The sequence below is a fragment of the Limibacillus sp. genome (assembly GCA_037379885.1).
Taxonomy (GTDB): Bacteria; Pseudomonadota; Alphaproteobacteria; order Kiloniellales; family CECT-8803; genus JARRJC01.
On sequence record JARRJC010000001.1, the window covers coordinates 105626 to 118909 of the forward strand.

The following is a 13284-nucleotide window of genomic DNA, read 5'->3' on the forward strand; positions in this document are numbered from 1 at the left end:
CGCTGCAATCGGGGGGAATGACACCATGGCGGGGAACAACGACAGCCTGACACTTGGGGTAAGCGAGCGTCCTTCGGCGGGGCTTTGGGCGCTTTTGAGTCTGCAGCACCTCTTCGCCATGTTCGGCGCGACGGTGCTGGTGCCTCTGCTCGTCGGGCTTCCACCCGAAGTCGCGCTGGTGACCAGCGGCGTGGGCACGCTGATCTACATCTTCTGCACCGGGGCGCAGGTGCCGGCCTATCTCGGTTCCTCCTTCGCCTTCATCGGGCCGATCCTGGCCGGGGCCGCGGCGGCGGGCATGGAAGGCGCGCTGCTGGGCGCCTTCGGTGCGGGCTGCATCTATCTGGTGGTGGCGGCGCTGGTCCGCGCCTTCGGCGTCGGCTGGCTCCTGCGGCTGCTGCCGCCCGTGGTGGTCGGGCCGGTCATCATCGTCATCGGCCTCTCGCTGGCCTCGGTCGCCGTGCAGATGGCCGAGGGCACCGTGGCGGGCGGGGACTACGATCTGGTGCAGCTTCTGGTGGCGCTCGCCACGCTGGGCTCGATCATCTTCTTCTCGCTGGTGCTGAAAGGCTTCTTCACCGTCGTGCCGATCCTGCTCGGCATCCTCGTGGGCTATCTGATCGCGGCGGTCGCGGGTCTGGTCGATTTCGCGCCGCTGGCCGAGGCCTCGCTCTTCCGGATTCCAGATTTCGTCTCCTTCCTCGGGGTCTTCTCAAGCGAGGGCGGCGTGCCCTGGGGTGCCCTCACCATCATCGCGCCGGTCGCCATCGTCACCATGGCCGAGCACATCGGCGACACCGTGGTGCTGAGCCGCGTGGTGGGGCGCAACTTCATCGCCAAGCCCGGCCTGCACCGCACCCTGCTGGGCGACGGCCTTGCGACCATGGTGGCGGCCCTGATCGGCGGCCCGCCCAACACCACCTATGGCGAGAACGTGGGCGTGCTGGCGATCACGCGCATCTATTCCATCTACGTGATCGCGGGCGCCGCCGTCATGGCGATCCTGCTGGGCTTCGTCGGCATCGTGGCGGCCTTCCTCTCGACCATCCCGACGGCCGTCATGGGCGGCGTTTCCATCGCGCTCTTCGGGGTCATCGCCTCCTCGGGCATCCGGACCCTGATCGAGGGCAAAGTGGACTTCGGCGAACGGCGCAACCTTTTGGTGGCCTCGATCATCCTGGTGATCGGCATCGGCGGCGCGACCCTGCAGGTGAGCGAGCAGTTCACCGTCTCCTCCATGGCGCTGGCGGCGATCATCGGCGTCTTCCTCCACGCGGTCCTGCCCAACAAGCACCTGGGCGGCGACAGCGAGACGGTCCTGGGCAGCCACGGCTAGGGGCTGTTGGGAAGGGCTTTAGGAATAGGACCCTGGGGCGGCATCCGGGCGGGCCTTCAGCGCTCGCCTGACGCCTCCTCTTCGATCGGGCCCAAGAGACCCTGCACCAGCGGGTTGGGATACTTACGCTGCTTGGTCACGGCGTAGAAGGTCTCCGAGATTCCCGGCAGCGTGTCGGCATTCACCAGACGCCCGCTCGCCAGCTCGTCCTTGACGACGATCGGGGGAATCACGGCAAGGCCCACGCCGTCGCGGGCCAGCAAGCGCGCCATCGCCATATCGTCAACCTCCGCCGCCACCTTCGGCGTCACGTTGAGACGGCTGACCAGCGCGTCAAAGTCGGCGCGCGGGCCGCTCATGGCCGCCGGCAGCACCAGGGGAGCCGAGGCGAGACGCTCAGCCAGCGAAAGGCCGGGCGGAGAGAGCGAGGGGATGCCGATCAAACCCACGGGCTGCTCGGCGAGGCGGTGAACGATGAAGGGCGAGAGAGCGTTTCGGTCGGGCGGATGATTGGTCAGGACAAGGTCAAGCTGAAGCATCGTCAGGGCCTCGAAAAGCTCGGTTCGGCTGCCCGAGCGCAGGATCACCTCCACGTCGTCGCGCCCCAGAACCGGTTTCAGGAAGGCCAGCTGAAGGTTCCGCGAGAGGGTGGCGATGGCCCCGATCTTGAGCGGCCGCCGCGCCTGCGGGCCGAGCGTCAAGGTCGAGACGAGCTCCTTGCCCGCCGCGAAGATCGTGTCGGCATGCTCCAAGGCTATCCGCCCGGCCTCCGTCAGGTGGAGGGCGCGGCCCCGCCGCTCGAAAAGCGCCTGGCCAAGCCGCTCTTCCAGTTGGCGGATCTGGGACGAGAGAGCCGACTGCGCGACATTGAGCTGCTCGGCTGCGCGGGTGAGGTTCCCCTCGTGAGCAACGGCCTGGAAGTAGCGTAGGTGATGGTAGTTGAGCTCTTGCATATCGTTCTTATAAATCGAACATATTAAGCAAAACAATCTATTTTTCTTTAGTTAGAAGAGCGACTACCTTCCGGCCAAGTTTTTTGGAAGCCGGAGTCTGTCGCCATGTCGTTCTACCTGCTGCCCGTGATCGCTCCGCTCGCGCTTCTGGCGGGCGCCGCCTTTGCTTTTTCCAGGCCCGGCGTGCGGCCACCCCTGGTTTCAACTCTGCTGCAGGTCAGCGCCCTGGTTGGGCTTTGCGCCGCCGCCGCCTCGGCCATTTGGCTTTTGCTAGCCGATGCGCACAGCGCGCGGATCCTGGGGCCGGAGGGTTTCGCCCTGTCGCTGCGCCTCGATGTTGTCAGCGCGACGATGCTGCTGTTGGTTGCCTTCATCGGTGCGATCGTCCTGCGCTTTTCCGCAACCTATCTGGACGGGGAAGAACGGCAGGGCGTCTTCATGGGCTGGCTTGTCGCCACGCTCGCCGCCGTCGAACTGCTGGTGATCGCCGGTGATCTCGTGACCCTCGCGCTGGGCTGGATCCTGACCAGCCTCTGCCTCCATCGCCTCTTGCTCTTTTACCCGGCCCGCGTCAGCGCGCGGCGCGCGGCGCGCAAGAAGTTCATCGTGGCCCGCGCCGGCGACGCGCTGCTCATATCGGCATTCGGCTTGATGGCCTATGGCTACGGCACGACGGATATCGCCTCGATCCTCCAGCGCGCGTCGGAGGGGCAAGCGCAGACCATCGGCGCTGCCGCCGCCGCCCTGCTCGCACTGGCCGCCCTCCTGAAGTCGGCGCAGTTTCCGACCCACGGCTGGCTCACCGAGGTCATGGAAACGCCAACGCCGGTCTCTGCGGTGCTGCATGCGGGCGTCATCAACGCCGGCGGCTTTCTGCTGATCCGCTTTGCCGACGTGATGTTGCTTTCGCCGGGCGTGCTCGCCCTGCTGGTCATGATCGGCGGCTTCACCGCGCTTCTCGGCGGTCTCGCCATGCTCGCCCAGCCGGCGGTCAAGACCTCTCTGGCCTGGTCGACCATCGCCCAGATGGGCTTCATGATCATGCAGTGCGGCCTCGCGCTCTTTCCGCTGGCGCTGCTCCACATCGTTGCGCACTCGCTCTACAAGGCCCACGCCTTCCTATCGTCCGGCGCAACCGTCGAGACCGTGGCCGCCATCTCGCGCCCGGGGCCGGTAGCGATCCCAGGGGCCAAAGCGGTGCTGCGCGCCTTCGCCCTGGCGCTCCTGATCTACGCGGCGATCGCTCTCGCCTTCGGCATCGACCAGAAGTCCCCGCAGGCGCTGGCCCTCGGCGCGATCCTGATCTTCGGCGTCGCATACCTCTTCGCCCAAGGCTTCGCCGACGCAGCGCCCCGCGCGCTGACCCGGCGCACAGTGCTCTACGCCGTCAGCGCCTCGGTCAGCTACTTCGCGCTCCAAACCGGGGCGGAGTGGCTGACTGAGGGAACGCTGCCCGCCGCCCCGCCGCCCGGTCCCCTGGAGTGGGCGCTCCTGAGCCTCGCCATCTTCAGTTTCGGCCTCGTCGCCGTGGCGCAGGCCACTTTTCCTAATTGGGCACTCCACCCGGCCGCCGCGGGCTTGCGCGTGCATCTGGGCAATGGGCTCTACGCCACCGCCGTGTTCGACCGCCTGATCGGCAACTGGTCCACGGCCCGCTCGAAATGATCGCCGTGAAGGAGACAGAAGCCATGCGCAACGAGGCAACCGCACTCGACACTCCTCCATTGGCCCTCGCCGCGGAGCGCGCGGCGCGGCGCATTCCGCCGCTCTGGCCGCTGGACAGCCATGTCGCCGTCAATCCCTACCTCGGAGAGAGCGCTCTGCGCCTCGCCGAGGCCGGCGCCGTGCTGTCCCGGAGCGGTGGCGGCCCCATCACTATGCCAAGGAGCTGGTACCTTGAGAGGATCGCCGATGGCCGGATAGCGGAGAGCGACCTCGAAGCAGCGCTCGACGCCTCCCCCTACGCGGAGAAGCCGAAGAGCCTGGAGGCCCTCCTGCATGCGGCCGGCGAGCCGCGTCCGGAGCCCGCCGCACTCCCGACGGTCGCCGACCTGGCCGCCAAGGTCAGCGGCACCGACTGGCCGGGCCTCGCCGCCGACAGGATCGGGGTCTGGGCCGCCAGCCACTTCGACGCCGGGCAGGCGCTTTGGGTCGCGTTGCGGGGCAAGACCGCCTGGGCCGCCTACAGGAGCTTTGCGAGCCACGACATCACACCGGAGATCATGGGGCTCGCGGGCTTCGCCGCCTTCGTGGCCGACGCGCCGGAGAGCGCGCCGGAGGCGATCTCCCGCGCGGCCCACCGTCTCGGTCTCGATGAAACCGCTTTGGAGTCCTACGCCCACCAGCTGTTCCTTTCGCTGGGCGGTTGGGCGCAGCTCGCCCGCTACCGGCTCTGGCGCGCCGAACTGGCGGGCGAGAGCGATGGCATCCTGCTCGATCTCCTGGCTGTCCGCCTGCTCTGGGAGGAGGTGCTCTACGAGCGTTACGAGACCGCCCTGCAGGACGACTGGGAGAAGGTTCGCGCCACGCACGCCCAGCCGGCATCGCCCTCTGCGGCGGCGATCCTGGACGAGATCCTGCAGGAGGCGTGGGAGCGGTCCGGCCAGCGTCACTTGAGCGAGCGCCTTTGTGAAACCTCGGAACTTTCCCCGGAAGACACCCGGCCCGCTCTGCAGGCCGCCTTTTGCATCGACGTGCGGTCCGAGGTCTTCCGCAGGGCGCTCGAATCGCTGGACGGGGGGATCCGCACGCTCGGCTTCGCGGGCTTCTTCGGCGTCGCCGCTGAGCACCGGCGCTTCGCCTCGGACGTCGCGGAGCGGCGGCTGCCGGTCCTTTTGAACCCGGGCGTCCACAGCAGCGCGACCGCCGATGCAGACCGCCAGGCTGATCTCGCCGCCCGCTTCAAGGCGCGGGCGCGCCGCGCCTGGGGCCGCTTCAAACTGGCCGCCGTCTCCTCCTTCGCCTTCGTCGAGGCCATGGGGCCCGTCTACGGGATCAAGCTGCTGCGCGACACCTTCAAGCTGAACCCGGAGTCCGGAAAGACCGACCCGGCACCGCAGTTCGAGCCACCGCTCGATCTGTCCGCGCGGGTCAAGTCGGCGGAGACGGTGCTGCGGGCCATGTCCTTGACCAGCGGCTTCGCGCCGATCGTGCTCCTCGCCGGGCATGGCGCGCGGGTGGTCAACAACCCGCATGCCAGCGGGCTGCAATGCGGCGCCTGCGGCGGCTATTCGGGCGAGGTGAACGCCAGACTTCTGGCTGGCCTGCTGAACGATCCGGAGGTTCGCGCCGGTCTCGCCGGGCGCGGCATCGTCGTCCCGGAGGACACGCTCTTCATCGCCGCCCTCCATGACACGACCAGCGACGCCATGACCCTCTATACGCAGGACGCGCCGGCCAGTGGCCGGGAGGAGGAACTGCGCCAAGTCCGGAGCTGGCTCAAGACGGCAGGCGGACTCGCCCGCAGCGAAAGGGCCTTGCGGCTGCCCCGGGCGGAGAGCGAAGGGGATCTGCCGTCCCGCGCGCGCGACTGGGCCGAGGTTCGGCCGGAATGGGGCCTGGCCGGTTGCAGGGCCTTCATCGCCGCGCCGCGCAGGCGCACCGCCGGCAAGGCCTTGAGCGGCCAAACCTTCCTTCACGACTACGACTGGAAGCAGGACAGCGCCAACGGCTTCGCAGTGCTGGAGCTGATCATGACGGCGCCGGTCGTGGTCGCCAGCTGGATCAACCTGCAGTACTACGGCTCCACCGTCGCGCCGGAGGTCTTCGGCGCGGGCAACAAGCTGCTCCACAACGTGGTCGGCGGCATCGGCGTTCTGGAGGGGAACAGCGGGCCCATGCGATCGGGTCTGCCCTGGCAGTCCGTGCACGACGGCGAAAAGTACATCCATGAGCCCCTGCGTCTTTCCGTCTGCGTGGAAGCGCCACGCGAGGCCATGAGCGCGGTTCTTGGCCGGCACGAGGAGGTGCGCAAGCTGTTCGATAACCGCTGGCTCCATCTCTTCGCGCTGGACGAGGACGGCCGGATGGCCTGGCGCTACGCCGGCGATCTAAGCTGGGAGGCCTGCCCTGACGCGGCCCAACCCGCCCGGAAGTTGAACCAGGCTTCATGACCTCGCTGGCGCACCTGGATCGCCTTGAGAGCGAGGCCATGGAGATCCTGAGAGACGGCTTCGCCGAGGCTGATCGGCCAGTCATGCTGTTTTCCGGCGGCAAGGACTCGACCGTGCTGGCGCATCTGGCGAGGAAGGCCTTCTTCCCGGCGCCTCCGCCCCTGCCCCTGCTCCATGTCGATTCAACTTGGGAGTTCCGCGAGGTCTTGGAGTTTCGCTCTGAATTCGCGGCCAGGAACGGCTTTGAGCTTCTGGTCCACAGCAACGACGAAGGACGGCGCCTGGGGCTCAATCCAGTCGAGCATGGTACACGCTACACCACCATCATGCGCACCGAGGCGCTCAAGCAGGCTCTAGACGCCGGCCGCTACGACGTGATCTTCGGCGGCGCGCGGCGCGACGAAGAGGCGACACGCGCCAAGGAGCGCGTGGTCTCGGTGCGGAGCCGCTCCCACGGATGGGACCCCAAGCAGCAGCGTCCTGAGCTCTGGTCCCTCTACAACTGGCGCCGAACCCCGGGCCAGACGCTGCGGGTCTTCCCCCTTTCGAACTGGACCGAGCGGGACCTCTGGACCTACATCGCGCGCGAGCGGCTGGAACTCTGCCCGCTTTATTTCGCCGCCGAACGGCCCGTGGTGGAGGCGCAAGGCAAACTGATCGCGATCGATGACCCCATCCGCGCCAAGCGGCTCGGATTCGGCCCCTCAATACTTGAACTCGTTCGCTTCCGGTCCCTTGGCTGCTGGCCTGTCACCGCGGCCTCCCGTTCCACCGCCAGCGACCTGCCCTCCGTTGTCCAGGAGACTCTTTTCGCAAGGACCTCCGAACGCAACGGGCGCGTCAGCGACGAGGGATCGCTCGAAGAGCAGAAGCGCGAGGGGTACTTCTAACAGCGTCGCGTTGGTCCCGAAGCGCCCTCGCGCAGATCTCCAGCCTCCGCGCACCCTGTGGGCTCTGCGGCGCCCGCACGCGGGATCACGATGCCCGCTTGTGGCTCGTGTCGGGTCAAAGATCGTTGATCGATTGCAGCGAACGCCATTTCTCTTGCCATCTCCTTGAACCGATTGCCTAATTAGCAAAGAGGCTTCAAGGAGAGGGCAAGATGTTCAAAGAATTCAAAGAGTTCGCAATGCGCGGCAACGTCGTCGACATGGCCGTCGGCATCATTATCGGCGCAGCCTTCGGCTCGATAGTGAAATCGCTGGTCGCCGACGTCATCATGCCGCCGATCGGCCTGCTTCTAGGTGGCGTCGATTTTTCCAACATCTTCATCACGCTGTCGGGCGGCGACTACGAGTCCTTGGCCGAAGCGCAGGAGGCGGGCGCCGCGACCATCAACATCGGCGTCTTCTTCAATCAAGTCATCAGCTTCCTGATCGTCGCCTTCGCCGTCTTCCTGCTCATCAAGGGCATCAACAAGCTGAAGCGCGAAGAAGAGGCGCCGCCTGCCGAGCCCACCACCAAGGAATGCCCCCACTGCCTGAGCAGCATTCCCATTAAGGCGACGCGCTGCGCACACTGCACCTCCGAACTTGGAAGTGTCAGTGAGGCGTAGAAGGCACAGATCCTAGATCTTCTCTTGCGTGGCCGGTCGCCGCCGTTTGCGGCCGGCCACTTCATCGCGAAAACCATCGATTCTCCGAGCCTCCCGCCTCTTTACCTTTTCTCCAGGAATGGGATGCAAGCATCGCGACATGGAAGAGCGAGTGGCGCGCGAATCGCGCGTGCCCCCGCTGGAACGACGGGACAGGCAGTCAAAGGAGATGATCCATGAGGTTTGCGGTCTTGGCGGGCATTCTTTCCCTTGCCCTTGCCGCGTGTGGCGGCGGCGGCGACCCGGCGGCAAGCCCGACCTTTGCTGAGCTCCGGGCGGCCTATGATGCTCTTGAGGACCGGATATTCCCTGGCTCCAGAACCCGTCTTGAAGAAAACCTCTCTCTGATCGATGCGGACTACGAAGGGACCGCAGTTCTCGCCTACTATCAAGACGGCGAAGACTTCACCGAGGCCGGAGCCGCGCGAGTATCGCTTTCCTTCGGCAACGTCGGCCTTGCGCTCGGCGTTGTCGGATTGGTCACCGATATCAGGCTTGAAAGCGCGCGGCCCGTAGCCGGGCGGCTCGGCATCGGGGCCAATCCCCTCTCCGGCCATGACTTCGACGCTCGCATCTCCGGCGATCTGGTGATCGCTGGCGAGACCGTCGAGGTCGAGGGCCGGATCGACGGCTCTTTCTACACGCCAAGCGGCGCGAGCGAAGAAGGCGGGTTCGCCTATGGAAACATCAGTTTTTCAGCCGGACCGGGATCGCATCGCTTCGCCGGCACCTTCGCAGTGGAACGCGTAAGACCCGGCAGCTAGCGCGGGCAATGCCTTCGGGCGCTGGTTGCTGCTCGGCAGGGGCGCGACCGTTCTGTCGGCAGAAGGCACGCTCGTCGATAGGGATCGCTCGACAGGTCTGGCGCCGATCCGGGACGAAAGAGGCGTTTATGCAGGCGGCGCCTGCTCGATAGGCGCTTGGAGATCGCGAACAGGGCTTCACCTGCCGGGCGCGCGAACGCACCTAGGTCTGGCCGACAGAGGAGCTCTTCAACGGCGTCGCGGGTCGCTGCCGCCCGACCCTGATGAGCGACTTCGGGAACGACCCGGTCTGGCGAGAGACTGTCCGGGTTGGGAACACACAAGAAAAGGGAGCGCAAAAGCGCTCCCTTTTCCTTGTTTAGTTTGAACCAGATTGGCTCGATTACATTTCCGCTTCCTCAAGCTGGGTCTTCAGATACTCCCAGCTCTCCACGAACTCGCCCTTGGCGTCTTCCCATTCGTCTTGGGTCGCCAGCTGGAGACGGCCCCAGTCGCCTGCGACCTCGTCCCAGGCCTGCTGAAGCGCGCTATCGCCTTCGACGGCGGCCACCCGCTCGCGGACTTCGGCGAGTTCGGCCTTCATCGACATGCTGTAGCTCTCTTGGTCTTCAGCGCTGGACTGGGAGGCAGCCAGGGCGCCACTCAAGGGCGCAGCCGCGAGGAAAGCGGCGCTGACGGCGGCCATTGTCTTTCTGCTGAGGGACTTGCGATTCATGAAGTTCCTCCTTTCGAGGTTGAAGATTCGCTTATCTGCCAGAGGGGGAACGGCACCGGCGGACGGTGCCTCAGGGGCTAGGAAGAAAGACGCTTGCGCGCCTCTCCAACACCCTTGGAAACCTCTTGCCATGCGGATTCGAAGCCATCGCGAAGATGGGTCCAGGCGTCGTCGCCGGCCTTGCTCATCTTCTCCAGGTAATTCGATGCTTCGTCCTGTTTGTCCTGAAGCCTTTGCATCTGCTCAAGGACCTTGACGCGTGCATCGGCGCGGCTCGCTTCGGCCTCCGCTCGAAGCTTCTCCACATCGGCCTGGAGTTCATCCAGACGTGCTTTCATCTTTTCCTGATAGGCTTCCTTTTTGGTTCGGACGGCTTCCATGCGGTTACCACTCCTTTCGAACGTCGGCAAAAAGCCTTTTAAAAAGAGAGCCGTGGCTTTCTTGGCCGTCACCCTGCCACATGGTGACGGCTAAGCGTTTTTGAACTCACGATTTTTTGAAATTCCACCCCTTTAAGCCCACGCAGCAGCGCCGCGCCGCCAAGCCTGCCGGCCTATGACGGGGTCAAGGATGAGCCGTGATGAGCCTCCGGCCCCAAAACGGCGAACCCTCAGCCGCCTTGCCGCATCTCGCCTGAGAAGCGGTCGATGGACAGCGTCTGCACCAGCGAGCCTTCCTGCGTCACCACGGTCGCGCGGAAGCTCTCGTCGTCAGCCTGCTCGACGAGCCCGAGCTTGATGTTGGGGTTGTTGGTCTGCCTGAGAAGACGCTCCAAGGCCTCTTGCACCTCTTCAAGCGTGAGCGCCCTCGGCACGGCCAAAGGCCATCCCAAACGCGGGGCCATCATGCCGGGCTGCATCATGGTGCCGGGGTGCATCATCATCCCCTGGTGCATCATGCCGGGATCCATCATTTGCATGTGAGCGCCTGCGCCATAGGAATGGTCGCCATGGTGGTGTCCGTACCAGGTGCCATCGTGATGCTGGCCATCGTGATACTTCCCGTCGTTACGCGGACCATCCTGCATCATCGGCATTTGCCCCGTCGGGGGCATGTGACCCTCACCCTGCTGCATCATCCCTTGCTGGGCCGCCGTTGGGGCCGCGAGGAACAGGATCATGGCTCCGACCGCGAAGGCCGGCTTGAGCTGGTCGAACATTTGTTCTCTCCCTAATCCCTTTGTCAGGGAGGGACCCTACGAAACCATGGCGGCTCGTTCCTTGATGGAGATCAAACCTCAGGCGGCAAGGCCCGGCTCCAGAGCAAAGAGCGATGGGAAAGGCTCTGAGGGCGACTCTCCTTGGAGACGCCTGCTGCGCAGTCAGGCTTTCCTTTGGTGTCGCAGATGCGCTGTGTTATTCCTTCAAAGTGACAAGTTTGCAGACTTTGCAGGGGAGAATCTCAATGCGCTTTGTCGGTTTCATGCTATTCGCGGCCGTGGCGCTCGGCCTTACGGCAGGCGGCCTTCCGTCCGGGGCCAAGGCGGCTGAGGGCGTGACGCAGAAGTGCGGCGCTTCCGGCGACTGCTCCGCGCAGTGCAATGTCGGCACCGCGGTCTTCGGGGAAGTCTCGCCAGCGGCATCTTTCTCCCTCACTAAGATCAAATCCAAGAACAACGAAGAAACCACGGTGATCGCGGGCATCCGCGAAGCCGATGGGGATGCCGTGGTGGTGCTGGGCGGTTCGACGGTTTCCTGCTGGACCCGCGGAATGCAGACCTCCGAGACGGCGGAAGACCCGGTACGCCAGTCCTTCATTCCCAGCTCGACCATCGAATGCCGCGGGGAAAGCTGCAGCGTCTCCTGCTATAGCAACGGCGGGCTGATGCGCGAGATCAACGGCGTGACGGCGGTTTCCGTCACCAACTTCTTCGCCGTGACCGGCGCGCCGATCAACCCGGCGGAGCGGCGCGTCTATGTCGAGACCGAGGAGGGCGGCCCCTATCGCCTCCACGGCGGCCCGCAGATGGCCTGCGCGCTGGTGGGCTTCTGATCTTCCGGCAGACCGGGAAAGACGGGCAGCCCTAGGGCGACACGATTACGCTGCCCATCTTCTCCGCGCTCTCGACCAGTTCGTGAGCGGCCGCGGCATCCTTCAAGGGAAAGCTGGCGGCGATGGAGTGCTTCAACTCGCCCAGCGCCAGCCAATGATGCAGCTTTTCGATGGCCGCCGTCCGCTGGCGTTCGTCCAGCAGATAGACGATCAGGGTGTGCAGCGTCAGGTTCTTGAACAGGAACTGGTTGAAGGGAAAGACCGGCTCCAGGTTCTGGGCCGACCCGTAGGCGGCGATGACGCCGCCCGGCGCGATGGCCTTCAGGTTGGCCTCCAGGTTCTGGCCGAACTCCACCTCGATGATGCGGTCGACGCCCTTGCCGCCGGTCTTGTCCAGGACGACCGCGGCCACGTCCTCTTCCCGGTAATTGATGCAGTGATCGGCCCCGGCATGCTCGGCGTAGGCCGCCTTCTGCGGGCCTGAGATGGTCGTGAAGACCTCCGCGCCCGATAGCTTGGCCATCTGGATGGCGTAGCGCCCGACGGTCCCGGCGCCGCCGGCGACCAGCACCCGCTTGCCTTCCAGTCCGCCCTGGGTCGGCTCGTCGCAGGTAACGGCATGGGCCGCCGTCAGTGCCGGAATCCCAAAACAGGCGGCCTCCTCAAAGCCGACGCCCTGGGGCAGCGCCACGGCCTGGGCGGCGGGCAGCGCGATGTATTCCGCGCAGGTGCCGAAGGGCCGCTGCCACTGACCGTTCCAGATCCATACCTTCTGGCCGACCCGCGCCTTGTCCACACCTTCGCCCACGGCTTCGATCTCGCCCGCGCCGTCGCTCTGCGGGATGATGCGGGGAAAGGGCATGCCGCCGGGGCGTGCGCCCGAACGCAGCTTCACGTCCGAGGGATTGACGCCCGAAGCCCTGAGTCGCACCAGCACCTCGCCCTCCTTGGGGCTCGGCGTCTCCATATCTCCGAAGGTCAAAACCTCCTTTGCGGGTCCTTGCTTTTCGTACCAGACGGCTTTCATTACTTCCCTTTCCAGACGGGATCGCGGTTCTCCGCGAAGGCGCGCGCGCCCTCCAACTGATCCTCGCTGGAATAGAGCCTGTCGACGGTCTCCAGGCGGCGCGAGGTGATCAGCTCAAGCGCCTCATGGAACCTTAGACCCTCGGTCTCACGCAAGACCTCCTTGATCGCGGCGAAAACCAGCGGCGGGCCATCCGCGAGCAGGCTCGCCAGTTCGCGGGCGCGGGGCAGCAACTGATCGGGCGGCAGAACCTCGTTCACCAGGCCCCAGCGATGCGCCTCCTCCGCCTCCATCCAGCGTCCGGTGAAGAGCAGGTCCATGGCTATGTGATAGGGCAACCTGCGCGGCAGCTTGACCGTCGCGGCGTCAGCGAGCACGCCGGCCTTGATCTCCGGCAGGCAGAAGCGCGCCTGGTCGGAGGCCAGGATCAGGTCGCAGCAGAGCGCCATCTCGAAGCCGCCGCCCACAGCCATGCCGCCCACCGCGGCGATGACCGGCTTGTTCGCGCCCGGCAATTCCTGCAGCCCGCCGAAGCCGCCGACGCCGTAGTCCGCGTCGGGCCGCACACCCTCGGCGGCCTCCTTCAGGTCCCAGCCCGCGGAGAAGAAGCGGTCGAGTCCGCTGGTCAGGATTCCGACCCGCAGCTCCGGATCGTCGCGGAACTCGGACCAGACCTCGCCCAAGGCCTGACTGGTCGCCAGGTCGATGGCGTTGGCCTTGGCCCGCTTCATCGTCACTTCCAGAACGCCGCCCCGGCGCTCAACCTCGATGTCGTCACGGCTCATGTCGCA

The 13284-nt window shown here is 65.7% G+C and carries 13 protein-coding genes; 7 read left to right on the forward strand and 6 right to left on the reverse strand.

The window, feature by feature from the left end; all coding sequences use genetic code 11:
- The first annotated feature begins 25 nt into the window (after positions 1–25).
- Complete coding sequence (locus P8X75_00535) at positions 26–1336, forward strand: solute carrier family 23 protein (protein MEJ1993683.1); 1311 nt, start codon at positions 26–28, stop codon at positions 1334–1336.
- 56 nt (positions 1337–1392) lie between these two features.
- Here P8X75_00535 and P8X75_00540 read toward each other — a convergent pair whose 3' ends face one another.
- Positions 1393–2289 carry a LysR family transcriptional regulator gene (locus P8X75_00540; protein MEJ1993684.1) on the reverse strand — a complete coding sequence of 299 codons (897 nt, stop codon included), beginning with the start codon at positions 2287–2289 and terminating at the stop codon, positions 1393–1395.
- 105 nt (positions 2290–2394) lie between these two features.
- On the opposite strand from P8X75_00540, the gene P8X75_00545 reads away from it, so the two are divergent.
- The 5 genes from P8X75_00545 (at position 2395) to P8X75_00565 (ending at position 8759) form a co-directional block, all read left to right on the forward strand.
- Positions 2395–3954: a proton-conducting transporter membrane subunit gene (locus P8X75_00545; GenBank protein ID MEJ1993685.1), complete on the forward strand. Its 1560-nt coding sequence runs from the start codon at positions 2395–2397 to the stop codon at positions 3952–3954.
- Positions 3955–3977: 23 nt separating this feature from the next.
- Complete coding sequence (locus tag P8X75_00550) at positions 3978–6401, forward strand: DUF2309 domain-containing protein (protein ID MEJ1993686.1); 2424 nt, start codon at positions 3978–3980, stop codon at positions 6399–6401.
- Positions 6398–7291: a sulfate adenylyltransferase subunit 2 gene (gene cysD, locus P8X75_00555; protein ID MEJ1993687.1), complete on the forward strand. Its 894-nt coding sequence runs from the start codon at positions 6398–6400 to the stop codon at positions 7289–7291. Before P8X75_00550 ends, cysD begins: the two co-directional genes overlap by 4 nt.
- A 212-nt stretch (positions 7292–7503) precedes the next feature.
- Positions 7504–7956 carry a large conductance mechanosensitive channel protein MscL gene (mscL, locus tag P8X75_00560; protein ID MEJ1993688.1) on the forward strand — a complete coding sequence of 151 codons (453 nt, stop codon included), beginning with the start codon at positions 7504–7506 and terminating at the stop codon, positions 7954–7956.
- A 230-nt stretch (positions 7957–8186) separates the two neighbouring features.
- Positions 8187–8759 carry a hypothetical protein gene (locus P8X75_00565; GenBank protein MEJ1993689.1) on the forward strand — a complete coding sequence of 191 codons (573 nt, stop codon included), beginning with the start codon at positions 8187–8189 and terminating at the stop codon, positions 8757–8759.
- A 382-nt stretch (positions 8760–9141) separates the two neighbouring features.
- Here P8X75_00565 and P8X75_00570 read toward each other — a convergent pair whose 3' ends face one another.
- From P8X75_00570 to P8X75_00580, 3 genes are all read right to left on the reverse strand, one after another.
- The gene (locus P8X75_00570) at positions 9142–9474 is read right to left on the reverse strand and encodes a hypothetical protein (GenBank protein MEJ1993690.1); all 333 of its coding nucleotides are present in this window, start codon (positions 9472–9474) and stop codon (positions 9142–9144) included.
- A 77-nt stretch (positions 9475–9551) separates the two neighbouring features.
- Positions 9552–9854, reverse strand: coding sequence for a hypothetical protein (locus P8X75_00575; GenBank protein ID MEJ1993691.1), 303 nt, complete (start codon positions 9852–9854; stop codon positions 9552–9554).
- 230 nt (positions 9855–10084) lie between these two features.
- Positions 10085–10633, reverse strand: a complete 549-nt coding sequence (locus P8X75_00580; protein ID MEJ1993692.1) for a hypothetical protein — start codon at positions 10631–10633, stop codon at positions 10085–10087.
- Positions 10634–10878: 245 nt separating this feature from the next.
- Here P8X75_00580 and P8X75_00585 point away from each other — a divergent pair, with 245 nt between their 5' ends.
- Positions 10879–11466: a hypothetical protein gene (locus P8X75_00585; GenBank protein ID MEJ1993693.1), complete on the forward strand. Its 588-nt coding sequence runs from the start codon at positions 10879–10881 to the stop codon at positions 11464–11466.
- A gap of 31 nt (positions 11467–11497) precedes the next feature.
- Here P8X75_00585 and P8X75_00590 read toward each other — a convergent pair whose 3' ends face one another.
- Positions 11498–12493, reverse strand: coding sequence for an NADPH:quinone reductase (locus tag P8X75_00590; protein MEJ1993694.1), 996 nt, complete (start codon positions 12491–12493; stop codon positions 11498–11500).
- The gene (locus P8X75_00595) at positions 12493–13278 is read right to left on the reverse strand and encodes an enoyl-CoA hydratase-related protein (protein MEJ1993695.1); all 786 of its coding nucleotides are present in this window, start codon (positions 13276–13278) and stop codon (positions 12493–12495) included. Before P8X75_00595 ends, P8X75_00590 begins: the two co-directional genes overlap by 1 nt.
- Positions 13279–13284: the final 6 nt, after the last annotated feature.

Bases quoted from the DNA above. Each gene is read 5' to 3' on its own strand.
- P8X75_00590 (MEJ1993694.1), bottom strand. From the start codon at position 12,493: ATGAAAGCCGTCTGGTACGAAAAGCAAGGACCCGCAAAGGAGGTTTTG.
- P8X75_00535 (MEJ1993683.1), top strand. From the start codon at position 26: ATGGCGGGGAACAACGACAGCCTGACACTTGGGGTAAGCGAGCGTCCT.
- cysD (MEJ1993687.1), top strand. From the start codon at position 6,398: ATGACCTCGCTGGCGCACCTGGATCGCCTTGAGAGCGAGGCCATGGAG.
- P8X75_00545 (MEJ1993685.1), top strand. From the start codon at position 2,395: ATGTCGTTCTACCTGCTGCCCGTGATCGCTCCGCTCGCGCTTCTGGCG.
- P8X75_00585 (MEJ1993693.1), top strand. From the start codon at position 10,879: ATGCGCTTTGTCGGTTTCATGCTATTCGCGGCCGTGGCGCTCGGCCTT.
- P8X75_00570 (MEJ1993690.1), bottom strand. From the start codon at position 9,474: ATGAATCGCAAGTCCCTCAGCAGAAAGACAATGGCCGCCGTCAGCGCC.
- P8X75_00550 (MEJ1993686.1), top strand. From the start codon at position 3,978: ATGCGCAACGAGGCAACCGCACTCGACACTCCTCCATTGGCCCTCGCC.
- P8X75_00580 (MEJ1993692.1), bottom strand. From the start codon at position 10,633: ATGTTCGACCAGCTCAAGCCGGCCTTCGCGGTCGGAGCCATGATCCTG.
- P8X75_00540 (MEJ1993684.1), bottom strand. From the start codon at position 2,289: ATGCAAGAGCTCAACTACCATCACCTACGCTACTTCCAGGCCGTTGCT.
- mscL (MEJ1993688.1), top strand. From the start codon at position 7,504: ATGTTCAAAGAATTCAAAGAGTTCGCAATGCGCGGCAACGTCGTCGAC.
- P8X75_00575 (MEJ1993691.1), bottom strand. From the start codon at position 9,854: ATGGAAGCCGTCCGAACCAAAAAGGAAGCCTATCAGGAAAAGATGAAA.
- P8X75_00595 (MEJ1993695.1), bottom strand. From the start codon at position 13,278: ATGAGCCGTGACGACATCGAGGTTGAGCGCCGGGGCGGCGTTCTGGAA.